The sequence below is a fragment of the Mycobacterium sp. THU-M104 genome (assembly GCF_049197365.1).
Taxonomy (GTDB): Bacteria; Actinomycetota; Actinomycetes; order Mycobacteriales; family Mycobacteriaceae; genus Mycobacterium.
The window spans coordinates 1-23,826 of the sequence record NZ_JBMIOP010000155.1; the positions used below are offsets into that span (position 1 = coordinate 1).

Here is a 23,826-nt window from a genome sequence, read left to right on the forward strand (position 1 = left end):
GTGCTCGGGCCCGGCCGTGCCGTGCGCGGCGATCAGGTCGGCCAGGGTGTCGGTATCCAGGAGCGGCGTGTCCCCGGGAGTGACGACGACGATGCCCGCGTAGTCGTCGGGTAGGGCGGCCAGGCCGCACAGCGTCGCATGCCCGGTACCCAGCGGCCGGTCCTGCAGCGCCACGTCGATGGGGCGTCCGACGCTGTCGGCCAGCGCGGCCACCTGCGGTTCGATGCGCTGGTGGTCGTGGCCGAGCACCACGACCAGGTGCCGGGGCGCCACCGTGGCGATCGCGTGCAGCGAATGCGACAGCATGCTGCGCCCGGCGATCGTGTGCAGCACCTTGGGGGTGTCCGACCGCATGCGAGTGCCGGCTCCGGCCGCCAGAACCAGGACCGCGGTCTCACCGCGAAACGTCATCGACTCTCCTACCACCCTCGGCGCGCGAGCTCGGCCACCTGCCGCCCGCGGGGGAGCGCGTCTGCAGCCGACACGCTGTCAAGCGTGGCATTTCCTGCGCGCTCGAGGCAAAGAGCGGGGCCTTTGTGGGGCTCCGTCGCCAGGACTCGAACCTGAACTATCTGAACCAAAATCAGAGGTGCTGCCGATTACACCACGACGGATCGCATACCGCGGCGACAACTTCCGAATCGCGCCACCCAAACTCTAGACAATGCGGGTCCGGTTGTGGACCCGAGGGAAACGCCGCGGTGGCGGGGTCGGCAAACCGATACGCTGAACGGCGTGGTTGTGCTGGGCGCCGAGCCGGACAAACCGGACAAGGAGGTCCGGTCGCCGCGCGCGCGGATGACCGGCAGCGAGCGCCGCCACCAGCTCATCGGCATCGCGCGCTCGCTGTTCGCCGAACGCGGCTACGACGGCACCTCGATCGAAGAGATCGCCCAGCGCGCCAACGTCTCCAAGCCGGTGGTCTACGAGCATTTCGGCGGCAAGGAGGGCCTGTACGCCGTGGTCGTCGACCGCGAGATGTCGGCGCTGCTCGACGGCATCACCTCGTCGCTGACCAACAACCGGTCCCGGGTGCGGGTCGAGCGGGTCGCCTTGGCGTTGCTCACCTACGTCGAAGAACGTACCGACGGTTTCCGCATCATGATCCGCGACTCGCCGGCCTCGATCAGTGCGGGTACCTACTCCAGCCTGCTCAACGACGCCGTCAGCCAGGTCAGCTCCATCCTGGCCGGCGACTTCGCGCGACGCGGCCTGGATCCGGATCTGGCCTCGCTGTACGCCCAGGCCCTGGTGGGTTCGGTGTCGATGACCGCGCAGTGGTGGCTCGACACCCGCGAACCCAAGAAGGAAGTCGTCGCCGCGCACCTGGTGAACCTGATGTGGAACGGCCTGACCCACCTGGAAGCCGACCCCCGACTGCAGGACGAATAGGACGGCCGTCGCGGTTTGGCTCGCGATTCCTTGCCGCAGGCGGCAGGGGGCGGATGGTCGCCGGAACGTCGCCGGGCCCGATTCTGACGACGTGACCGCCCTTAGAATGATCGCATCATGACCGCACCGGGGCCTGTTCGCCCAGAAACCCCGATCGCGGGGCTCGTCGAATTGGCGCTCACCGCGCCGACTTTCCGGCAGTTGATCGACAGCGCGGCGGCCCGCCCGGCCGAGCTGAGGATGGCCGGCCCGGTCGGCGCGCGGGTGTTCGTCGCCGCGGCGCTGGCGCGGCGGGGCCCGTTGCTGGTGGTCACCGCGACCGGCCGGGAAGCCGACGACCTCGCGGCCGAGCTGCGCGGCGTGCTCGGCGACGCGGTGGCGGCCTTCCCGTCCTGGGAAACCCTGCCGCACGAGCGGCTTTCGCCGGGCGTGGACACCGTCGGCGCCCGATTGACCGTGCTGCGCCGCCTGACGCATCCCGACCCCGATCCGCAAGGAGCTCGGTTGGGACCTCCGCTGCAGGTGGTGGTGACCGCGGTGCGTTCCCTGCTGCAGCCGATGGCCCCGGGGCTGGGTCTGGTCGAACCGGTCACCATGACGGTCGGTCAGGAGATCTCGTTCGGCGACGTGGTCTCCCGGCTGGTCGAGCTGGCCTACAGCAGAGTCGACATGGTTTCCCGGCGCGGCGAATTCGCCGTGCGCGGCGGGATCCTCGACGTCTTTCCCCCGACGGCCGAGCACCCGGTGCGCGTCGAGTTCTGGGGCGACGAGGTCAGCGAGATGCGGATGTTCTCGGTCGCCGATCAGCGCTCCATCCCGGAACTCGAGGTCGACACGCTGATCGCGATCGCCTGCCGCGAACTGCTGCTCACCGACGACGTCCGGGAGCGGGCCGCCGCGCTGGCCGCCCGGCACTCGGGGGCCGAGCCCGCCCTCACCGGCAGCGTCACCGACATGCTGGCCAAGCTGGCCGACGGCATCACCGTCGACGGCATGGAGGCGCTGCTCCCGGTGCTGCGTCCGGGCGAGCACGTGCTGCTGACCGACCAGCTGGCCGAGGGCACCCCGGTGCTGCTGTGTGACCCCGAAAAGGTGCGCACCCGGGCCGCCGACCTGATCAAGACCGGCAGCGAGTTCCTCGAGGCGTCGTGGTCGGTCGCGGCAATGGGCACCTCAGAAAATCAAGCGCCCGTCGACGTGGCGCAGTTCGGCGGATCGGGCTTCGTCGAGCTGGACGACGTGCACGCCGCTGCCGCGCGGTCAGGCCACCCCTGGTGGACGTTGAGCCAGCTGTCCGACGAGTCGGCCGTGGAGCTCGACATCCGGCCCTCGCCGTCAGCGCGTGGGCATCAGCACGACGTCGACGAAATTTTTGCGATGCTGCGCGCGCACGTCGCGACGGGCGGCGCGGCCGTCGTGGTCGCACCCGGGACCGGGACCGCGCACCGCGTGGTGGAGCGGCTGGCCGAGTCCGAAACCCCCGCCGCCATGCTGGAGTCGGGCAAAGCCCCCCAACCCGGCGTGGTCGGGGTGCTCAGGGGACCATTGCACGACGGGGTCGTCATCCCCGGAGCCCGGCTGGTCATCATCACCGAGACCGACCTGACCGGCAGCCGGGTCACCGACGTCGAGGGCAAGCGGCTGGCGGCCAAGCGGCGCAACACCGTCGACCCGCTGGCATTGACGGCCGGCGACCTGGTGGTGCACGACCAGCACGGCATCGGGCGGTTCGTGGAGATGGTCGAGCGCACCGTCGGCGGCGCCCGGCGCGAGTACCTGGTGCTCGAATACGCCTCGAGCAAGAGGGGACAGCAGGCCGACAAGCTCTATGTCCCGATGGATTCGCTGGACCAGCTGTCGCGCTACGTCGGCGGGCAGGCACCGGCGCTGAGCCGCCTCGGCGGCAGCGACTGGGCCAACACCAAGACCAAGGCGCGCCGCGCGGTGCGCGAGATCGCCGGCGAGCTGGTGGCCCTGTATGCCAAACGGCAGGCCAGCCCCGGGCACGCGTTCGCCCCCGACACCCCGTGGCAGGCCGAGATGGAGGACGCGTTCGGGTTCACCGAGACCGTCGACCAGCTCACCGCGATCACCGAGGTCAAGGCCGACATGGAAAAGCAGGTCCCGATGGACCGGGTGATCTGCGGCGACGTCGGCTACGGCAAGACCGAGATTGCGGTGCGGGCCGCGTTCAAGGCGGTCCAGGACGGCAAGCAGGTCGCCGTGTTGGTGCCCACCACGCTGCTGGCCGACCAGCACCTGCAGACCTTCACCGACCGGATGGCCGGTTTCCCGGTGACCGTCAAAGGGCTGTCGCGGTTCACCGACGCCACCGAGTCCCGCGCCGTGATCGACGGCCTGGCCGACGGCTCGGTGGACATCGTGATCGGCACCCATCGGCTGCTGCAGACCGGGGTGCGCTGGAAGGACCTGGGACTGGTCGTGGTCGACGAGGAACAGCGGTTCGGCGTCGAGCACAAGGAGCACATCAAGGCGCTGCGCACCCATGTCGACGTGCTGACCATGAGCGCGACCCCGATTCCGCGCACCCTGGAGATGAGCCTGGCCGGGATCCGGGAGATGTCGACGATCCTGACGCCGCCCGAGGAGCGCTACCCGGTGCTGACCTACGTCGGCCCACAGGACGACAGGCAGGTCGGCGCGGCGTTGCGGCGCGAGCTGATGCGCGACGGTCAGGTCTTCTACGTGCACAACCGGGTCAGCTCGATCGACCGGGTCGCGGCCCGGCTGCGCGAGCTGGTGCCCGAGGCACGCATCGTCGTCGCGCACGGGCAGATGCCCGAGGAGCGGCTGGAACGCACCGTGGCGGGATTCTGGAACCGCGACTACGACATCCTGGTGTGCACGACGATCGTGGAGACCGGGCTGGACATCTCCAACGCCAACACGCTGATCGTCGAGCGGGCCGATACCTTCGGCCTGTCCCAGCTGCACCAGCTGCGTGGCCGGGTGGGACGCAGCCGGGAGCGGGGCTATGCCTACTTCCTGTATCCGCCCGACACGCCGCTGACCGAGACCGCCTACGACCGCCTGGCAACCATCGCGCAGAACAACGAGCTGGGTGCGGGGATGGCGGTGGCGATGAAGGACCTCGAGATCCGTGGCGCCGGCAACGTGCTGGGCGTGGAACAGTCCGGGCACGTCGCCGGTGTCGGGTTCGACCTGTACGTGCGGTTGGTGGGCGAGGCGGTGGAAGCATATCGGGCCGCAGCCGACGGCCAGACGGTCGTCGCCGCCGAGGAGCCCAAGGACGTCCGGATCGACCTGCCGGTGGACGCGCACCTGCCCCCGGACTACATCGCCAGTGACCGGCTTCGGCTGGAGGCCTACCGCAGACTGGCGGCGGCCGCCGACGACGCGGCGATCGGCGCGGTCGTCGACGAGCTCGTCGACCGCTACGGGGCGCTGCCCGAACCCGCGCGACGGCTGGTGGCGGTGGCGCGAGTCCGGTTGCTGTGCCGCGGCGCCGGCATCACCGAGGTGTCGGCCCCGTCGGCGGCTTCGACTTCGGTGGTGCGGCTGTCGCCGGTCACGCTGCAAGACTCCGCCCAGGTGCGCCTGGCGCGCATGTATCCGGCGGCGAACTATCGCGCCACGACTGCCACCGTGCAGGTCCCGATTCCCCGGGCCGGCGGAGTCGGGGCGTCGCGTATCCGCGACGTCGAGTTGCTGCAGATGGTGGCCGACCTGGTGACCGCCCTGCAGGGGAAACCGCAGGTGGAGATTGATATGACGGCTCCGTGATCGTCGTCTTGTTCGACCCCCGCCGGCCATCTCTGGTGCCCGTCGAAGCCGTCGAGCACCTGCGCGGGGAGGTGCAGTACACCGAAGAGATGCCGGTCACGGTGCCGTGGTCGCTGCCCTCGGCGCACCTGGTGGACACCGGCGACGTGGCGCCGGTGCTGTTGTCGTCCGACCCCGAGCACCCCGCCGTCACCGCCCGGCTGGCCGCGGGGGCCCGGCTGATCTCGGCCCCGGAGACCCCGCGCGGCGAACGACTGGTCGACGCCGTGGCGATGATGGACACGCTGCGCACCGCCGGGCCCTGGGAAAGCGCGCAAACCCACGACTCGTTGCGCCGCTACCTGCTGGAGGAGACCTACGAGCTGCTCGACGCGGTCCGCAGCGGCGACGCCGACCAGTTGCGCGACGAACTCGGCGACGTTCTGTTACAGGTGCTCTTCCACGCGCGCATCGCCGAGGAGGCGCCGCAGCACGCGTTCACCATCGACGACGTCGCGCTCGCGCTGACCCGAAAGCTCGGCAACCGGGTACCGGGAGTGCTTGCCGGTGAACCGATCTCACTCGAAGAACAGCTGGCCCAGTGGGAGGAGCGCAAGGCGGCCGAGAAGCCGCGCAGTTCCGTGATGGACGATGTCCACACCGGGCAGCCGGCGTTGGCGCTGGCGCAAAAAGTGATTCAGCGTGCGCAGAAAGCGGGGCTGCCCGCAGACTTGATCCCCGCCGAGATCACCTCGGTCGCAGTGTCGGCCGACATCGACGCGGAGAGCGCGCTTCGCACAGCCGTTCTGGGTTTCGTGGACACAGTCCGCATCGTCGAGCGGACGATCGCCGCCACCCGCCGGGGGGGCGGCGTTGCTGAAGAGCTCGACGCGACGCCGTTGGGCGCGGTGCGTGAGCAGGAGTGGCGGGAGCACTGGCCGTCGATCGCCCGCTAGTGTGGCATGTGAGGCGATGATTCGAATGGATGTCGATGTCTTTGCTGCGTTAGCCGATCTCGACGACAGTTGATCGGCATTTGACCGCACTTGGTGACACGGAGAGGCGTCGCGGTCCCCAGATTGCCGAGGCGACCTGAAACGCATGGGACGATGATCACGAGGGAAGTTGATCCAGGGGAGCTGCAGGGGAGCTTGGTGTCGCCGAGGCGTTGGATGCGTGCGGCCGCCGTGATCGGTGCGACCGCCATGCTGATGGCGTCGAGTTGCACCTGGCAGCTCAGCCTGTTCATCCCCGAAGGGGTGCCGCCGCCGGCGGGGGCCTCGGTGCCGCCCGTCGACACCCACGCCGGCGGCAGACCCGCCGACCAGTTGCGAGACTGGGCCGAGCAGCGCTCGGGGCCGCTGGAGATCCCCGTCATCGCGCTGGAGGCCTACGCCTATGCTGCCCGCGTCGCCGAGGTCGAGAACCCTAAGTGCCATATCTCGTGGACCACGCTGGCGGGAATCGGGCAGGTCGAGAGCCACCACGGCACCTACCGGGGTGCGACGCTGTCCGCGAACGGAGATGTGAGCCCGCCCATTCGGGGTGTTCGCCTGGACGGCAGCGGTGGCAATCTGCGCATCGTGGACGCGCAGGAGGACGTCACCGACGCCGACGGCGTGGCGCGGGCGATGGGGCCGATGCAGTTCATCCCGGAGACGTGGCGGTTGTACGGGGTCGACGCCCATAACGACGGGGTCGTCAGCCCCGACAACATCGACGACGCGGCGCTTGCCGCAGCGGGTTACCTGTGCTGGCGGGGCAAGGATCTCGCGACGCCGCGCGGGTGGGTCACCGCACTGCGCGCCTACAACAACTCCAGCGTCTACGCGCGGGCGGTCCGGGACTGGGCGACCGCTTACGCGGCGGGCCACCCGCTGTAGCAGGATGTATCGCTGATACGCGAAGCGGTGTCCAGCACCACCGGCTACCACGCAAGGAGAACCCAGTGCCAATTATCGAGCAGGTCGGGGCCCGCGAGATTCTCGACTCCCGTGGCAATCCGACCGTGGAGGTCGAGATCGCTCTCGGGGACGGGACGTTTGCCCGCGCGGCGGTGCCGTCCGGCGCGTCGACCGGCGAACACGAGGCGGTCGAGCTGCGCGACGGCGGCGAGCGTTACGGCGGCAAGGGCGTACGCAAGGCGGTCGAAGCCGTGCTCGAAGAGATCGGCCCGGTGGTGATCGGCCTGGGCGCCGACGACCAGCGGTTGGTGGATCAGGCACTGGTCGACCTCGACGGAACCCCCGACAAGTCGCGGCTGGGCGCCAACGCGATCCTGGGTGTCTCGCTGGCCGTCGCCAAGGCGGCTGCGGATTCCGCGGACTTGCCGCTGTTCCGCTACCTTGGCGGCCCCAACGCGCACATCCTGCCCGTGCCGATGATGAACATCCTCAACGGCGGCGCGCATGCGGACACCGGTGTCGACATCCAGGAGTTCATGGTGGCGCCGATCGGTGCGTCCAGCTTCGGCGAGGCGCTGCGCTGGGGCGCCGAGGTGTACCACGCGCTGAAGTCGGTGCTCAAGAAGCAGGGACTGTCCACCGGCCTGGGTGACGAGGGCGGCTTCGCCCCGGACGTGGCCGGCACGACCGCGGCGCTGGACCTGATCAGCCGGGCGGTCGAGGCGGTGGGTCTTAAATTGGGTGCCGACGTGGCCCTGGCGCTGGATGCGGCGGCCAACGAGTTCCACGCCGGTCCCACCGGCTACAACTTCGAGGGCAGCGCCCGCACCGTCGAGCAGATGACGCAGTTCTACGCGGGCCTGCTCGATTCCTACCCGCTGGTGTCGCTGGAAGATCCCCTGTTCGAAGGAGACTGGGATGGCTGGGCGGCCCTGACGGCGGCGATCGGCGACCGGGTGCAGATCGTCGGCGACGACATCTTCGTCACCAACCCCGAGCGGCTCGAGGAAGGCATCGAGAAGGGCGTGGCGAACGCGTTGCTGGTCAAGGTGAATCAGATCGGCACGCTCACCGAGACACTTGATGCCGTCGCGCTCGCGCACCACAGCGGATACCGCACGATGATCAGCCACCGCAGCGGCGAGACCGAGGACACCATGATCGCCGATCTCGCGGTGGCCGTCGGCAGCGGGCAGATCAAGACGGGTGCGCCCGCCCGCAGCGAACGCGTCGCCAAGTACAACCAGCTGCTGCGGATCGAGGAAGCGCTCGGAGACGCCGCCCGTTACGCCGGTGACCTGGCGTTCCCGCGGCTCTCGCCGGAGACGAAGTAGTGTGACGGCCAGCGCGAGACGCGGCTGACGCTGCGATGCCCGAAGCCAAGCGGCCAGACCCTAAGCGCCGATCCGCGGCGTCGCGTCCGGGCAAGCCCGGCGCCGCGGTTCGGCGCCGCCGCGCCGCCAGGGTTTCGCGGCCCGCGCAGACCTCCACCCACGTCGGGCGCGGCTCGACGCGGACGCTGGCCGGGCAGGTCGTCGAACCCATCAAGCGCCAGATCGCCGAATCCGTCGAACAGCGGGCGGACCAGCGGTTGGGTTTCACCGCACGGCGCGCGGCAGTGCTGGCCGCGTTGACCTGCGTGCTGACGCTGACCATCGCCGGGCCGGTCCGCACCTACTTCGCGCAACGCACCGAGATGGACCAGCTGACCGCGAGCGAGGACGCGCTGCGCCGTCAGATCACCGAACTCGAGCAGCAGAAGGACAAGCTCGCCGACCCGGCCTACATCGCGGCGCAGGCCCGCGAGCGTCTGGGTTTCGTGATGCCCGGGGACACGCCGTTCCAGGTGCAACTTCCGCGCGGTGAGGCGGGTGCGCCGCAGCCGGGTTCCGAGGCGGCGAAACCGGCCGGCAACCAGCCCTGGTACACCGCGCTGTGGCACACCATCGCTGACGATCCACACCTACCGCCGGCCAAGGCCCCTCAGCCCGAATCCCCTCTGCTCCCGGCTGAGCCCGGACCGCCCGGTTCCGTGCCGCCGTCCGCACCGGATCCTGCTGCTCCCGGTGGTTGACCGTGCAGAGCTGGCGGCAGTGGCTCGCCAACTCGGTCGCGAGCCGCGCGGCGTGCTCGAGATCGCCTACCGCTGCCCCAACGGAGAACCGGGTGTGGTGAAGACCGCACCGAGACTTGCTGACGGAACACCGTTTCCGACGTTGTACTACCTCACGCATCCGCTGCTCACCGCGGCCGCGAGCAGACTGGAGACCTCGGGGATGATGCGCGAGATGACCGGGCGGTTGCGGCGGGACCCCGAGTTGGCGGCTGCTTACCGGCGGGCCCACGAGTCGTATCTGGCCGAGCGGGATGCGATCGAGCCGCTGGGCACCACGTTCTCCGCCGGGGGGATGCCGGACCGGGTCAAGTGCCTGCACGTGCTGATCGCGCACTCGCTGGCCAAGGGCCCGGGCTGCAATCCACTCGGCGACGAGGTGCTGCGGACCCTTGCCGTCGAGCCGGCGATGGCTGACGTTGTGGTGAACGCGCAGTGGTGAGCCGGCTGGCGGGAATCGATTGCGGCACCAACTCGATTCGGCTGCTGATCGCCGATTTCGACGACGGCAGGCTGCGCGACGTGCATCGCGAGACTCGGATCGTGAGGCTGGGGCAAGGCGTCGATGCCACCGGACGGCTGGCACCGGACGCGATCGCGCGGACCCGCGCCGCGCTGGCCGATTACGCTGTTCTGCTGGGAGCGCACGGCGCCGAACGGGTCCGGATGGTGGCGACCTCGGCCACGCGCGACGCCTCCAACCGCGACACGTTCTTTGCGATGACGGCCGACGTGCTGGGCGCCGTCATTCCCGGCGCGGTGGCGGAGGTGATCACCGGTGCACAGGAAGCCGAGTTGTCCTTCCGCGGTGCGGTCGGCGAATTAGACAGTGCTGCAGCGCCTTTTCTGGTTGTCGACCTGGGTGGCGGCTCCACCGAGATCGTGCTCGGCAGCGACGCGGTGGTGGCGAGCTATTCGGCCGACATCGGCTGCGTACGGTTGACCGAGCGCTGTTTGCACTCCGACCCGCCGACGCCGCGGGAGGTGGCGGCGGCGCGCGAGGTGGTCCGGGAACGGCTCGACGCCGCACTCGGCGTGGTTCCCGTCGAAGCGGCGCGGACCTGGGTCGGCGTGGCCGGCACCATGACAACATTGTCCGCGCTGGCACACGGCATGACGTCGTATAACTCTGCGGCCATTCATCTTTCACGCATAACCGGTGGCGAACTGCTGGCGGTGTGCGAGCGACTGATCGGCATGACCCGCGCCCGGCGCGCCGAACTCGGCCCCATGCACGAGGGCCGCGCCGACGTGATCGGTGGTGGCGCGATCGTGGTGGAGGAGTTGGCCCGCGAGCTGCGCACCCGCGCCGGCATCGACGAGCTGGTCGTCAGCGAGCGCGACATCCTGGACGGCATCGTGCTGTCGATCATCGGCTGACGTCACACCCGCCACACGCGTCCCTGGAAAAGGCGGCACACTTTGTGCCCGCCTCATAGCGACACTCGCGGCGGTGTCGTACCCGTATGCGACGGTTCCGGCATGGAACTCCACGGAATCGAGCTGCGTTACGCGCTCACCATGTACCTTGCCCACAACGGACGGGCGACGGTCGCCCAGCTGATCAATGCATTGAGCGAGCAGGGATTTCGCATCCGCGGCCGGGCATCGAAGGCCGTGTCCGACGCGTTGCGCTGGGAAACCGGCCGCGACAGGGCGCGCCGGCTCGGCCGGGGACTGTATGGGCCGGGGAGTATCCCGCGCTCGACGGAGTACCGAATGCACCAACGGGTACTCGCGATGCGGGCGGCAGCCAGGTTGTCGCTATGAGGTGGGCACAAAGTGTGGCACTCGGTTTCAGTGACCGCTGTGACCGCTGTGACCGCTGTGACCGCTGTGACCGCTGTGACGGACATGACGTCACATTTCGAAACGGTAGCCCATGCCCGACTCGGTCAGCAGGTGTCTCGGGTGCGACGGGTCGTCTTCGAGCTTGCGGCGTAGTTGGGCCAGATAGACACGCAAATAATGGGTTTCGGTGGCATACGCCGGCCCCCAGACCTCCTTGAGCAGTTCCTCGCGGCCGACCAGCTTGCCCCGGTTGTGGACCAGCATTTCGAGCATCCCCCACTCGGTCGGGGTGAGATGCACCTCGGCGCCCTTCCTGGTGACCTTCTTGGCGGCCAGGTCGACGGTGAACGCGTCGGTCTCGATGACGGGTTCCTCGGTATCGGACGCGGCGGCGGCGCGGCGGACCGCAGCACGCAACCGGGCCAGGAACTCTTCCATCCCAAAGGGTTTGGTAACGTAGTCGTCGGCGCCGGCGTCGAGCGCCGCGACCTTGTCCGAGGAGTCGGTGCGCGCCGACAACACGATCACCGGCGCCGTGAGCCAGCCCCGCAGACCGGCCAGCACCTCGATGCCCGAGATGTCGGGCAGGCCGAGGTCGAGGATGACCACGTCGGGCTTGTGTTCGGCCGCGGCACGCAGCGCGCCCGCGCCACTCGACGCAGTGACGACCTCGTAGCCCCGCACCGACAGGTTGATGCGCATCGCGCGCAGGATCTGCGGTTCGTCGTCGATCACCAGGACGCGAGTCGTCATCGGGCCTCCTGCGGCGCGGCCAGGTCCACGACGACGGTGAGTCCGCCTCCCGGGGTGTCGCCCGCCTGGATGGTGCCGCCCATCGCTTCGGTGAAGCCTCGCGCCACCGACATTCCCAGCCCCACCCCGGTGGTGTTGTCGTGATCGCCCAACCGCTGAAACGCTGAGAAGAGTTGGTCTTCGGTTCCGTGCTGGATCCCGGGGCCTTCGTCGATGACGTTGATCAGGACGCGATCACCCACCCGTCCTGCGTTGACGCGGACCACGCAGCCGGGCGCGTACCGTAGCGCGTTGTCGATGAGGTTGGCCAGAACGCGTTCGAGCAGTCCGGCATCGGCCAGCACCACGGTGTCACCGACGTCGACTTTGACCCGATCGATGGCGGATCGGTAGAAACCGGTGGCGCCCTTGCCGATGCTGACCAGCGCACGCTGCACCGTCTCTTCGAGGTACACCCGGCGCAGCTCCGGGTGTACCACGCCGGCAGCCAGGCGGGAGGAATCGAGCAGGTTTCCGACCAGTGCGGTCAGCTGGTCGACGGACTCCTCGATGGTGGCCAGCAGTTCGGCGGTGTCGGCGGGGGAGAAGGCCACATCGTCGGCGCGCAGGCTGGAGACGGCGACTTTGGCGGCTGCCAGCGGTGTGCGCAGGTCGTGGCTGACCGCCGAGAGCAGCGACCGGCGCAGCTCGTCGGCCCGCATGATCGCCTCGGCCCGGCCGGCTTCTTCGGCCAGCTCGCCTTGACGGGCCAGTCCGGCCGCCTGCCCGGCCACCGCGCTCAGCACCCGGCGATCGCGTGCGGAGAGCTTCCTGCCGGCCAAAAGCATCCAATACTCGTGGAAATCTCGGTCGCCGACCTCGATCGCGGTGTCCGCGGAATCGACGGTCAGGCAAGGATCTTTGCCGACGCAGGCCACGATGTGGCTCGTCTTGCCGGCGGCGTGGCCTGGCTCGCCGCGCTCCTGCAGCAGGCTGACCGCACGCTGGGAATAGGTTTCCCGCACACGTTCCAGCAGCGTCTCGAGATCGGCGCCGCGCAGCACCGACCCGGCGAACAGCGTGAGCAGTTCGGCCTCCTGGGACGCGCGCCGGGCCTCCCGGGTGCGTTTGGCCGCGCCGTCGACGAGCACCGCGACCGCCACGGCGACGAGCAGTAGCACCACCTCGGTGACGGCGGCGTCAGGGGCGGCGATGGTGAACGTATGACGAGGCGCGGTCAGGAAATAATTCAACAGCAGGCTGGACACCACGGCCGAAAACACTGCGGGGGCCACGCCACCGAGCAAGGCGACTGCCACCACGCCGACGAAGAACAGCGCGCTGGCACCGCTGGTCTGCAGGTACTGGTCGAGCGTGGACACCGTGACCGCACAGATGACCGAGGGAACCACAAACGCGGCCAGCCACGAGGTGACCCGTCGCTCGCGGCGGCTCAGCGACGCCGCGCGGAAGCCGCGTTTGGACTCCTCGTGGGTGACCAGGTGCACGTCGATCTTGTCGGACAACTCGACGACCCTCAGCCCGATGCCCTCCTCGAAAAGGCGCGCCCAGCGGGAGCGCCGCGACGTGCCGATCACCAGCTGAGTGGCGTTGCGTTCCCGGGCGAAGTCGAGCAGGGCCGTGGGTACGTCGTCACCGACCACGGTGTGCAGCGACGCGTCCAGGCTGTTGGCCAGCTCGCGGATCTTGGCCATCCGGGACTCCGACAGTCCGGCGAGCCCGTCGCCACGGACGACGTGGACCACCATCAGCTCGGCGCTGGACTTCGACGCGATCCGGGATGCCCGCCGCACCAAGGTCTCCGATTCAGGGCCGCCGGTGACGGCCACCACGACCCGCTCCCGCGCCTCCCAGGTGGCGGTGATCTTGTTCTCCGCCCGGTATGTCGCGAGCGCGGTGTCCACCTGGTCGGCCAGCCACAGCAGCGCCAATTCCCTCAGCGCGGTGAGGTTTCCCCGCCGGAAATAGTTGGACAGTGCCGCGTCGACCCTTTCAGGGGTGTAGACGTTTCCATGGGAAAGTCTGCGGCGCAACGCTTCCGGGGTGATGTCGATGAGCTCGACCTGCGCGGCCTCGCGCACGACCGAATCCGGCACCGTCTCCCGCTGTTCGATGCCCGTGATCTGGGCGACGACGTCGTTGAGGCTCTCCAGATGCTGCACGTTGACGGTGGAGATCACCGTGATCCCGGCGTCGAGCAATTCCTCGACGTCCTGCCAGCGTTTGGCGTTCTTGCTGCCCGGTGTGTTGGTGTGGGCGAGTTCGTCGACCAGGACGACCTGCGGATGGCGGGCCAGTACGGCCGGCACGTCGAGTTCGGGGAACCTGCCGCCGCGATAGTCGAGGTAGCGCGGCGCGATGACTTCTATGCCCTCAAGCAGTTCCGCGGTTTTCGCGCGCCCATGGGTCTGAACCACGCCGGCCACCAGGTCGGTGCCGCGCTCAAGTCGACGATGGGCCTCGCCGAGCATGGCATAGGTTTTACCCACCCCCGGGGCTGCGCCGAGGTAGATGCGCAGCTCTCCGCGCTTGGGTGGGTGATCGCTCACATCAACCATCATCCCCCAGCGGTCAGCCGGGCAGCGGATACCAGTGGTCGAGCGCCAGGTTGAGCTGCAGCACGTTGACGGCTGGTTCGCCGAGAAACCCGAGGGCGCGCCCATTCCGGTTCTGCGCCACGAGCTTGCTGATCCGCTCCGGGCTGACACGGCGCGCCCTGGCCACCCGCGCCACCTGCAGGTCGGCGTAGGCGGGCGAGATGTCCGGGTCCAGGCCGCTGCCGCTGGCCGTGACGGCGTCGGCGGGCACGACCGGGTCGGCGGGCGCGGCGCCGCGGATGGGCACGATCTGTCCGATCGAGTAGTCCTCGTGTGAGTGGGGGCCGTTCTCGGCGCACTCGACCCGCACTCCCTCGTAACTGGTCAGAAACGGCGTGGACGTCGCTGAGCAGGGCTCGTTGACGCTGACCACCCGGGTGGGCGCGGCGACGTCACCGCGCGCGTCGCGCGGGCCGATGACCGAAAGCACTGCGCCCACACCGCCGCCCGTGCAGAACGGCCGCGACCCGTCCACACCTTCCAGGCGCCCCACCGCCATGCTGCGCTTGCACACCTGCGTGAGCAGGCTCGGCGTGCCCCCATCAGCTTCGGATGCGTCGACGATGTTCTCCGGGCCGAGGTTGCTCGCACCCGAGGACAGCGGGTCGTAGCCCTCGCCCGCCGCCGAGGGCCGGCTCTGGAAGTACTGAGGCAGCGGGTGGCCGTCGGAGTCGGTGAACAGCTGACCGATCAGCCTGCTGCCGACGGGCTTGCCGTCGGCGGTCAGGATCGATCCCTCGGCCTTGTCGTGCAGTCCCGGTATCTGGGCGAGAAGCCAGATGAACAGCGGGTACGCCACACCGGTGACCACGGTCAGCACCAGCAGCGCACGCAGGGCCGCCCAGTGGATGCGGACGAATCCAGAGACCTTCATGTCAGGACATCCCGGGGACGAATTGGACGATCAGGTCGATCAGCTTGATGCCGAGGAACGGGGCGAGGATGCCGCCGAGCCCGTACACGGAGAGGTTGCGGCTCAACAGTTTCGACGCGCTGCTCGGCGTGTAGCGCACGCCGCGCAGTGACAGTGGGATCAGTGCCACGATGATGATCGCGTTGAAGATCACCGCGGACAGGATCGCCGACTGCGGGCTGTGCAGCCGCATGATGTTGAGCAGGTCCAGCCCGGGGAACAGGGCGACGAACATGGCCGGGATGATCGCGAAGTACTTCGCGATGTCGTTGGCGATCGAGAAGGTGGTCAGCGCGCCGCGGGTGATCAGCAGCTGCTTGCCGATCTCGACGATCTCGATGAGCTTGGTCGGGTCGGAGTCCAGATCCACCATGTTGCCGGCCTCTTTGGCGGCCGAGGTGCCGGTGTTCATCGCCACGCCCACGTCGGCCTGCGCCAGGGCCGGTGCGTCGTTGGTGCCGTCACCGGTCATCGCGACCAGCCTGCCGCCTTCCTGCTCGCGCTTGATCAGCGCGAGCTTGTCCTCGGGCGTTGCCTCGGCGAGGAAGTCGTCGACGCCGGCCTCGTCGGCGATCGCCTTGGCGGTCAACGGATTGTCGCCGGTGATCATCACCGTGCGGATGCCCATGCGGCGCATCTCGTCGAACCGGTCGCGCATGCCCTGCTTGACGACGTCCTTGAGGTGGATCACGCCGAGCACCCTTGCTTTTCGGTCGCCCTTTCCGTCGCGACTCTCCCCGACGACCAGCGGTGTGCCGCCGCAAGCGGAGATGCCGTCGACGATCTCACCGAGTTGGGCGGGGACCGTGCCGCCTTGTCCGCGAACCCATTCGGCGACCGAGTTGGCGGCGCCCTTGCGCAGCTCGTGGCCGTCGAAGTCGACCCCCGACATCCGGGTCGTGGCGGAGAACGCCACCCAGTGGGCGTTCGAGAGCTCGCCGGGGGTGCGCGCGCGCAGGCCGAACCGCTCCTTGGCGAACACGACGACCGAACGTCCCTCCGGCGTTTCGTCGGCGAAGCTGGACAATTGCGCGGCGTCGGCCAGCTGGTCGGGGGAGACGCCGTCGACCGGGAGGAAGGCGGCCGCCTGCCGGTTGCCCAGGGTGATGGTGCCGGTCTTGTCGAGCAGCAGCGTGTTCACGTCGCCCGCGGCCTCGACGGCGCGACCGGACATCGCGAGCACGTTGCGCTGCACCAGCCGGTCCATCCCGGCGATGCCGATGGCCGACAGCAGCGCGCCGATGGTCGTCGGGATCAGGCACACCAGCAACGACACCATCACGATGCCGGTCACGCCGCCTGAGCCCAGCGCCTGCGTGTTCGGGACACCGGGATTGTTGGCCTTGGAGTAGATCGCCAGTGGCTGCAGGGTCGCGACGGCGAAGACGAAGATGATCGTCAGGGCGGCCAGCAGGATGTTCAGCGCGATCTCGTTGGGCGTCTTCTGCCGGTTGGCGCCCTCGACGAGCGCGATCATCCGGTCGATGAAGCTGTGCCCGGGCTTCTGGGTGATCGTGACGACGATCCGGTCGCTCAGCACGGTGGTGCCGCCGGTGACCGCCGACCGGTCCCCGCCGGATTCCCGGATCACCGGCGCCGATTCGCCCGTGATCGCCGATTCATCTACGGAGGCGATGCCTTCCAGTACATCGCCGTCGCCCGGGATCACCTGCCCGGCCTCGACGACGACGATGTCGCCCCGTTGCAGCTCGGGTGCGGGAACTTCTTCTTCCACGCCATCCGACGTCGCAGTGCCGGGCTTCCAGTTCTCCAGCCGCCGGGCCATGGTCTGGGTCTTGGCCTTGCGCAGGGATTCGGCCTGGGCTTTGCCGCGGCCTTCGGCCACCGCCTCCGCGAGGTTGGCGAACAGCACCGTCAGCCACAGCCAGATCATGATCAGCCAGGCGAACCACGTGGGGTTGAGCACCGCAAGCACGGTGCTCCAGACGGCACCGATCTCCACGACGAACATCACGGGGTTGCGCCACAGCGTGCGCGGGTCGAGTTTGCGCATCGCCTGTGGCACAGACCGCCGCAGCATCGTCGGATCGAGCAGGCCGCCCCGTGCCTGTTCGCGGCCCGAATGCGTCCCCGAATGCGTCACCGAATGCGTCCCCGAATCAGTCCCCGTCATCAGTGCATTCCTTCGGCGAGAGGCCCGAGTGCCAGCATGGGCAGAAAGGTGAGGGCGACCAGGATCAGCGTGACGCCGGCGACCATCCCGACGAACTGCGGCCCATAGGTGGGCAGCGTGCCGACCGATGCCGGCGTGGTGCCCTGTTTGGCCAGCGAGCCGGCCAGGGCGAGCACCAGCACGATCGGCGCGAACCTGCCGAACACCATGGCCAGCCCCAGCGCGGTGTTGTACCAGTCGGTGTCGGCGGACAGCCCCGCGAAGGCCGACCCGTTGTTGTTGGCGGCCGAGCTGAACGCGTACAGGACTTCCGACAGGCCGTGCGGGCCGCCGTTGAGCATCGCCGCCCGTTCGCCCGGCAGCGCCATCGCGGTCGCGGTACCGACCAGCACGATGAGCGGCGTGACCAGGAAATACGTTGCGGCGAACTTGATTTCGCGGGGAGTGATCTTCTTACCGAGGTATTCCGGGGTGCGGCCCACCATCAGCCCCGCGATGAACACGGTGATCACCGCGAGGATCAGCATGCCGTACAGGCCGGATCCCACGCCGCCGGGGGTGACCTCGCCGAGCTGCATGTCGAACATCGTCATCATGCCCCCGAGGCTGGTGTAGGAGTCGTGGAACGAGTCGACGGCCCCGCACGACGTCAGCGTGGTCGTCACGGCGAACACGGCCGAGTCGGCGACGCCGAAGCGCTGTTCGACGCCCTCCATCGCCGCACCGGCCGAACCCGGCACGGTGCCGTGGTGCTGCAGCTGCATCCACATCGTCGCGCTGAAGCTGAGCAGCGCCAGCGTCGCCATGACGCCGGCGATCGCGAAGCCCTGCCGGGTGCTGCCGACCATGCGACCGAACGTCCGGGGCAGGGAGAACGCGACCACCGCGATCAGGAAGATCTCCAGCCAGTTGGTCCAGGACGTCGGATTCTCGAACGGGTGCGCGGAGTTGGCGTTGTAGAAGCCGCCGCCGTTGGTGCCGAGTTCCTTGATGGCCTCCTGGCTGGCGACCGGTCCGCCGGTGATGGTCTGCTTGGCGCCGCCCAGGGTGGTGACGACCTGGTCGTCGAGGTGGAAGTTCTGAATTGCGCCGCCGGCTATCAGGACGATCGCGCCGAGCGTCGCGATGGGCAACAGGATGCGCAGTGTGCCGCGGACCAGGTCCACCCAGAAGTTGCCCAGATCAGCGGTGCGCTTGCGGGCGAACCCGCGTACCAGCGCGATCGCCACCGCCATGCCGACCGCGGCCGAGGCGAAGTTCTGCACGGCCAGCCCGGCCATCTGCACCAGATGGCCCTGCGTCGACTCGCCCGAGTAGGCCTGCCAGTTGGTGTTGGTGACGAAGCTGACCGCGGTGTTCCATGCCAGCGACGGGGTCATGGCGGTGGCCGGGTGGTGCAGATGCAGCGGCAACTTGTCCTGCACGAGCTGGAACACGAACAGGAAGAGGATGCTGACCGCCGAGAACGCCAGGATGCTGCGGGCGTAGGCGCCCCACGACTGCTCCGAGCGCGAATCGACGCCGATCAGGCGGTACACCACCTTCTCGACAGAGGAGTCCCGCTCCGAAGAGTAGACCCGAAACATGTAGTCGCCAAGGGGCACGTGGGCCAGTGCCAGCGCCGCGACGAGAACAACCAACAGCGCGACGCCCGCGGTCGTGGCGCCCACTAGAAGCGCTCCGGGAACAGCAGGGCGCCAAAGAGGAAGAGCGCCAGCAGGATCGACAGCAGCAGGCCGACGGTGTTTTCGTAGTTCACAGCCGTTCGACCAATTTCTGCGCCCAGCCGAGCACGGCGAACACCGCCACTGTCAGCACGACGAACGCCAGCACGCCCATCCTGTCTCCTTTTTGCGCCAGGTCGTGTCACGTGTCGAGGCGCGCGTCAGGGTGAACGTAGACGGCGCCGCTCCGGAAGGGCCATCGGTCGGGAAGTTTCTTAACGACTTCCTAACGCCCTCGGCGCAGCGTTATGCCCGTAATCGGGGATGGGCGGCTCGATCATCGGGAGCCGCACGCGAAAGACCGTTCGGCCGTCGGCGGATTCGGCGCTGACAGTGCCCTTGTGCGCCTTGACGATCGAACTGACGATGGCCAGTCCGAGCCCGACGCCCGACCCGTTCGACCTGGACGGGTCCGCTCGGGCGAACCGCTCGAACAGCCGAGGGAGCAGTTGCTGGTCGATCCCGGGCCCGTCGTCGGCAACACTGAGTTCGGTGTAGGGCGCTTCGCGGCCGCTCTGGTGGCAGGTGATGCCGGTCGTCACGGTGACGCCCGGCGGCGTGTGCACCCGGGCATTGCCGAGCAGGTTGCTGATCAGCTGGTGCAGCCGGGCGGGGTCACCGCGGACCCACACCGGCCTGTCGGGCAGCTCCGTGATCCATCGGTGGGTCGGCGCCGCGACCGCCGCGTCGTTGACCGCGTCGGTCACCAGCCCGGCCAGATCCACGTCCTCGGGATGCAGGTCCACGCCTTCCCCCAGCCGCGACAACAGCAGCAACTCCTCGACGAGCAGCGCCATGCGCTGTGCCTCCGACTCGATGCGGGCCAGTGCGTATTCGGTGGTCGGCGGCAACTCCGAGCTGTCCTGGCGGGTCAGCTCGGCGTAGCCCTGGATCGCCGCGAGCGGCGTGCGCAGCTCGTGGCTGGCGTCGGTGATGAATTGGCGCATCCGCAGATCGGATTCGGCGCGATACGCCAGCGCGCTGTCGACATTGTCCAGCAACCGGTTGAGGGTGTTTCCGACGATCCCGACTTCGTTGTCCGGGTCGGTGTCCTCCGGTGAAACCCGGACGCTGATGCGCTGGTCGCCGTTGGTCAGCGACATGGCGGCGACCTCCGCAGCCGTGGCGGTCAGCCGGCGCAGCGGGCGCAGTGTGTACCCGACCACCCAGACAGTCAGCGCCGCGGTCACCGCGAGGGCGGCCGCGACCAGCGCCGCGGTGGTGACCTGCTTGCGGGTGATGATCTTGTCGGCGCGCTGCAGCGACAGCCCGACCAGAAGCCGGTCGGAACCGTCGAGGTGGCTGGCCACCCGGTAGGAGCCCAGGCTGCCGAGGTGTTCTGTCCGTGGCCGCCCATCGGTCTGCGACCGCGCTTGCAGCACCCGCACCACGTCGGGCGGTGCGGGACGTGCTTCGGCCTCGGAGAAGACCGCCGACCCGAGGACTGTCCCGTTGTGCAGCACGGCGATCAGGTTGCCCGGCGTCTGGTCGGTGAACTCCAGCATGGCTTGCCCCAGTGGTGGGACGCCCGCATGCTCCCAGCTGTGATCGCCGTTACGGTACCTGTTGTAGGAGTTGCTCAACGCCTCCAGGGATTCGGCGACGTCTTCGTCGTTCATCGCGGTGACGTAGCCGCGCAGGCTGACCACCGAGACGACGCCGACGGCCACCAGGACCACGCTGACCACGGCCAGCACTCCCAGCAGCAACTGGCGGCGCAGCGACCGGGGGAGCCACCACGGCGTGTTGCGCTGCCGGGTCATTCCGGTGGCCGCAGCAGGTATCCGACGCCGCGCACGGTGTGGATCATCGGTTCCCTGCCGAAGTCGATTTTTTTCCTCAGGTAGGAGATGTACAAGTCGACGATGCTGGTACGGCCCGCGAAGTCGTAGTTCCAGACCCGGTCGAGGATCTCGGTGCGGCTCAGCACCCGGCGAGGATTGCGCATGAGGAATCGGAGCAACTCGAACTCGGTCGAGGACAGCGACACCTGAGTGCCGTCACGGGTGACCTCGCGGCTGGCGGCGTCGACTCGCAGTTCGCCGACCTCGAGCGTCTCCGTGGTCGGCGCGGGTTGCCGGCTGGAACGGCGCAGCAGTCCGCGCAGCCGGGCGACCAACTCCTCGAGGCTGAACGGCTTGGTCATGTAGTCGTCGGCGCCCGCCGTCAGGCCGGTGACCCGGTCCATCACCGAGTCGCGCGCGGTCAGAAACAGCGTCGGGGTGTAGGTGTCCGCCTCGCGGACCCGATCCAGGATCCGCAGCCCGTCGACGTCGGGCAGCATGATGTCGAGAACCAGCACGTCGGGATTGATCGTGTCGAATTTCGCGATGCCGTCGCGCCCGTTGTGGGCGACTTCGACAACCCAGCCCTCGTAGTGCAGCGCCATCCTCACCAGGTTGGTCAGCGCGGGCTCGTCGTCCACCAGCAAAACCCGGATCGGTGATCCGTCGGCGCGGTAGATCCGGGGCAGCTGGCCGAGAACGGCTTGGCGCGGGCGCTGGCTGCCTGCGTGTCGCGACATTGCAGTCATGATCCCGCATTTTCGCAAGTGTCACACGCGGTTGTCACGAAGTTCATAGAGTTCTCAAATGAAACGGTGTCCGGCGAGCAGCCGGAGGGACCGGACAAATATGTGTTGTATATGCGTTGTATCAGAGCGCTTGAGATCGGCCGAATTCCTAAAAATACTGGGATGCATGGTCGTTAGCCTGACGAAGCGGAGTGTTTCTCAGGTGAGGCTCACCAAATCGTTGGAGCGAGAACAATTTTCGATGACCAAAGTTTCGATGACCAAAGTTTCGATGACCATCAGCCGCTGTCCTTTGGCGGACGCCGTCGTCGCCCTATGTGTGCGCGGGACGTCGGGGGGACAACGGGGTCCCGGCTTCCGTTAACAAAAGGTTACGTCCGTGACGAATGTCGTTAGATCCAAATGTGTTTCCTGGACCAGCCGGTGACCGGGCCGCTTCTACCGCAACCGGCGCCGCGCCGCGCCGCGGTGGCTGACCATAATCCCGCTCTGGCGGGTCCTGCGCGGCCCGCGCACGCGTGGCGCCGGCTGGCCACCGACCGCGTCCCCGGGCGGTGCTCGCCGGGCTGCAGCCGCCGTCGTGGTGGCGCAGCGCCGGCGGGTCGTCGTCCCGTTTCCGGCCCGATGGGGTGGCCGACGGCGAGGCGTCCGCATGTGTGTGGCGTGTGACATAGCCGGCAAACAAATAACGGAACAAGCGAGGGAGAAGAATGGATTTCGGGGCGTTGCCGCCGGAAATCAACTCGAGCCGGATGTATGCGGGCCCGGGTCCGGGAACGATGCTGGCCGCCTCCGCCGGCTGGGAGTCGCTGGCCGCCGAACTGCAGGATGCCGCCAACGGGTACCAGTCGGTGATCACGGGTCTGACCGACGAGTCGTGGACGGGCCCGACGTCGACGGCGATGGCGGCCGCCGTTGCACCCTATGTGACGTGGATGCGGGCCACCGCCGAGCAATGCCAGCTGGCCGCCACCCAGGCCACCTCCGCCGCGGCGGCGTACGAGACGGCCTATGGGATGACGGTGCCGCCGCCGGTGGTAGTGGCCAACCGGGTTCAGCTGGCCACGCTGGTGGCGACCAACTTCCTGGGCCAGAACACGCCGGCGATCATGGCCACCGAGGCGCAGTACGCCGAGATGTGGGCACAGGATGCGACGGCGATGTACAACTATGCCGCCAGCTCGGCAATGGCCTCCGCCTTCAAGACGTTCCAGTCACCACCCCAGACCACGAATCCGGCGGGCGCCCCCGGGCAGGCCGGTACGGTCGCCCATGCGACGGCGACCCAGGTCGCCGGCCACGCCCATACGACGTCCCAGCTGTTCTCCTCGGTGCCGCAAACCCTGCAGGGCCTGGCCAACCCCGGGTCGACGTCCGGGGTTTCCGGTATGGCGATGGGCGACGGGGCGTCGATGGCGTCGGCCGCGTACTCGCCACTGAGCTCGTTGACGTCGGTTGCCAACGGGCCCGGCAAGAGCGCCGCGAAAGCCGCCGCCACCGCCGCGTCGGGCACCACTTCCGCTTCCGCGCTGAGCGGACTGGCGGGCGCCTTGGCGTCGCCGGAGGGCGTGGTGCTCGGCACCAGCCTCGGCGTGTTCGGGGACGTGGGCGGCTCGATCTCCGATGTCGGTGGCGTCGGCTTCGATCTCTACGGACTGGGCCTCGACTATCAGGGACTGGCGCTGGACCTGCAGGGCGCCGGCTCGATCATCGGGGCCGAGGGTGGCGGCGCGCTGGGCGACCTGGGCGGCGTCGGGGGCCTGGGGGGTCTGGGCGAAGGCGCGTCAGCCAGTGTGGGCCAGGCGGCCTCGCTCGGGACCTTGTCCGTGCCGCAGAGCTGGGCCGGCACGGTCTCCTCGGTCGCACCGCTGCCTGCGATGGACGCCAACATGATGCCGGGCGGATGGGGTGCGGCGACCAGCGCCACCCCCGTGTCGACGACCGGCGTGTCCAAGCTCCCGCTGGGCGGGATGATCGGACGCGAGGCCGACGGCGCGGTGCAGCGGGTCGGGTTCCGGCCCTCGCTGATCCCGCGGTCGCCGGTGGCCGGGTAACGGCTGGCGCGGCGAACCAAGAAAGGGGCCCGCACACCCAAGGTGTGCGGGCCCCTTCGTGGAAAAGGTCGCGTCAGGCCCAGCTGGAGCCGACGGCCGAGTCGGTGCTGGCCATGTTGGAACCGGCGCTTTGCACCTTCTGCCCGTGGGCGTTGGCCTGCTCGTAGATCACCT

19 protein-coding genes, 1 tRNA gene and 1 pseudogene are annotated in these 23,826 nt (G+C 68.7%); 10 read left to right on the forward strand and 11 right to left on the reverse strand.

All coding sequences use genetic code 11. The features are described 5' to 3' along the window. Nucleotides 1–411: NTP transferase domain-containing protein (locus ACOJVU_RS12855; RefSeq protein ID WP_421530129.1), on the reverse strand; the 411-nt coding region annotated here is incomplete at its 3' end. A gap of 131 nt (nucleotides 412–542) precedes the next feature. Further along, nucleotides 543–614, reverse strand: a tRNA-Gln gene (locus ACOJVU_RS12860). A gap of 184 nt (nucleotides 615–798) precedes the next feature. Between ACOJVU_RS12860 and ACOJVU_RS12865 the strand changes: the two genes are divergently transcribed. From ACOJVU_RS12865 to ACOJVU_RS12905, 9 genes are all read left to right on the forward strand, one after another. Further along, nucleotides 799–1,392, forward strand: a complete 594-nt coding sequence (locus ACOJVU_RS12865) for a TetR/AcrR family transcriptional regulator (RefSeq protein WP_421530147.1) — start codon at nucleotides 799–801, stop codon at nucleotides 1,390–1,392. 117 nt (nucleotides 1,393–1,509) lie between these two features. Beyond that, nucleotides 1,510–5,157: a transcription-repair coupling factor gene (mfd, locus tag ACOJVU_RS12870; protein ID WP_421530130.1), complete on the forward strand. Its 3,648-nt coding sequence runs from the start codon at nucleotides 1,510–1,512 to the stop codon at nucleotides 5,155–5,157. Then, on the forward strand, nucleotides 5,154–6,092 hold the full coding sequence (locus ACOJVU_RS12875) for a nucleoside triphosphate pyrophosphohydrolase (RefSeq protein WP_421530131.1): 939 nt from the start codon (nucleotides 5,154–5,156) through the stop codon (nucleotides 6,090–6,092). Before mfd ends, ACOJVU_RS12875 begins: the two co-directional genes overlap by 4 nt. Before the next feature lie 198 nt (nucleotides 6,093–6,290). After that, nucleotides 6,291–7,019 (forward strand): lytic transglycosylase domain-containing protein, encoded by a 729-nt coding sequence (locus ACOJVU_RS12880; protein WP_421530132.1) that lies wholly within the window; start codon nucleotides 6,291–6,293, stop codon nucleotides 7,017–7,019. Between the two features lie 65 nt (nucleotides 7,020–7,084). Further along, the gene (gene eno, locus ACOJVU_RS12885; protein WP_421530133.1) at nucleotides 7,085–8,374 is read left to right on the forward strand and encodes a phosphopyruvate hydratase; all 1,290 of its coding nucleotides are present in this window, start codon (nucleotides 7,085–7,087) and stop codon (nucleotides 8,372–8,374) included. Between the two features lie 35 nt (nucleotides 8,375–8,409). After that, nucleotides 8,410–9,114, forward strand: coding sequence for an FtsB family cell division protein (locus ACOJVU_RS12890; protein WP_421530134.1), 705 nt, complete (start codon nucleotides 8,410–8,412; stop codon nucleotides 9,112–9,114). Then, nucleotides 9,107–9,595: a DUF501 domain-containing protein gene (locus tag ACOJVU_RS12895; RefSeq protein ID WP_421530135.1), complete on the forward strand. Its 489-nt coding sequence runs from the start codon at nucleotides 9,107–9,109 to the stop codon at nucleotides 9,593–9,595. Before ACOJVU_RS12890 ends, ACOJVU_RS12895 begins: the two co-directional genes overlap by 8 nt. Then, nucleotides 9,589–10,533, forward strand: a complete 945-nt coding sequence (locus ACOJVU_RS12900; RefSeq protein ID WP_421530136.1) for an exopolyphosphatase — start codon at nucleotides 9,589–9,591, stop codon at nucleotides 10,531–10,533. The genes ACOJVU_RS12895 and ACOJVU_RS12900 overlap by 7 nt, the downstream gene beginning before the upstream one ends. A gap of 102 nt (nucleotides 10,534–10,635) precedes the next feature. Next, entirely contained in the window at nucleotides 10,636–10,923 is a 288-nt protein-coding gene (locus ACOJVU_RS12905; protein ID WP_421530137.1) for a hypothetical protein, read from the forward strand. Nucleotides 10,924–11,013: 90 nt separating this feature from the next. Here the strand turns inward: ACOJVU_RS12905 and ACOJVU_RS12910 are convergent, their stop codons facing one another. From ACOJVU_RS12910 to ACOJVU_RS12945, 8 genes are all read right to left on the reverse strand, one after another. Further along, nucleotides 11,014–11,697 carry a response regulator gene (locus ACOJVU_RS12910; protein WP_421530138.1) on the reverse strand — a complete coding sequence of 228 codons (684 nt, stop codon included), beginning with the start codon at nucleotides 11,695–11,697 and terminating at the stop codon, nucleotides 11,014–11,016. Further along, nucleotides 11,694–14,258 carry a DUF4118 domain-containing protein gene (locus ACOJVU_RS12915; protein ID WP_421530139.1) on the reverse strand — a complete coding sequence of 855 codons (2,565 nt, stop codon included), beginning with the start codon at nucleotides 14,256–14,258 and terminating at the stop codon, nucleotides 11,694–11,696. The genes ACOJVU_RS12910 and ACOJVU_RS12915 overlap by 4 nt, the downstream gene beginning before the upstream one ends. Nucleotides 14,259–14,268: 10 nt before the next feature. Beyond that, nucleotides 14,269–15,168 (reverse strand): potassium-transporting ATPase subunit C, encoded by a 900-nt coding sequence (locus ACOJVU_RS12920; RefSeq protein WP_421530140.1) that lies wholly within the window; start codon nucleotides 15,166–15,168, stop codon nucleotides 14,269–14,271. Nucleotide 15,169: 1 nt separating this feature from the next. Further along, on the reverse strand, nucleotides 15,170–17,341 hold the full coding sequence (gene kdpB, locus ACOJVU_RS12925) for a potassium-transporting ATPase subunit KdpB (RefSeq protein ID WP_421530141.1): 2,172 nt from the start codon (nucleotides 17,339–17,341) through the stop codon (nucleotides 15,170–15,172). Continuing rightward, nucleotides 17,341–19,011: a potassium-transporting ATPase subunit KdpA gene (gene kdpA / locus ACOJVU_RS12930; protein WP_421530142.1), complete on the reverse strand. Its 1,671-nt coding sequence runs from the start codon at nucleotides 19,009–19,011 to the stop codon at nucleotides 17,341–17,343. Before kdpA ends, kdpB begins: the two co-directional genes overlap by 1 nt. Continuing rightward, on the reverse strand, nucleotides 19,011–19,100 hold the full coding sequence (gene kdpF / locus ACOJVU_RS12935; RefSeq protein WP_421530143.1) for a K(+)-transporting ATPase subunit F: 90 nt from the start codon (nucleotides 19,098–19,100) through the stop codon (nucleotides 19,011–19,013). Before kdpF ends, kdpA begins: the two co-directional genes overlap by 1 nt. A gap of 180 nt (nucleotides 19,101–19,280) precedes the next feature. Next, nucleotides 19,281–20,828 (reverse strand): sensor histidine kinase, encoded by a 1,548-nt coding sequence (locus ACOJVU_RS12940; RefSeq protein ID WP_421530144.1) that lies wholly within the window; start codon nucleotides 20,826–20,828, stop codon nucleotides 19,281–19,283. Further along, nucleotides 20,825–21,598, reverse strand: coding sequence for a response regulator transcription factor (locus tag ACOJVU_RS12945; RefSeq protein WP_421530145.1), 774 nt, complete (start codon nucleotides 21,596–21,598; stop codon nucleotides 20,825–20,827). The genes ACOJVU_RS12940 and ACOJVU_RS12945 overlap by 4 nt, the downstream gene beginning before the upstream one ends. A 710-nt stretch (nucleotides 21,599–22,308) precedes the next feature. Between ACOJVU_RS12945 and ACOJVU_RS12950 the strand changes: the two genes are divergently transcribed. Further along, nucleotides 22,309–23,652, forward strand: coding sequence for a PPE family protein (locus tag ACOJVU_RS12950; protein ID WP_421530146.1), 1,344 nt, complete (start codon nucleotides 22,309–22,311; stop codon nucleotides 23,650–23,652). Nucleotides 23,653–23,725: 73 nt separating this feature from the next. Here ACOJVU_RS12950 and ACOJVU_RS12955 read toward each other — a convergent pair. Next, nucleotides 23,726–23,826 (reverse strand): annotated as a pseudogene (locus tag ACOJVU_RS12955) (type VII secretion protein EsxI); the annotation flags it as partial.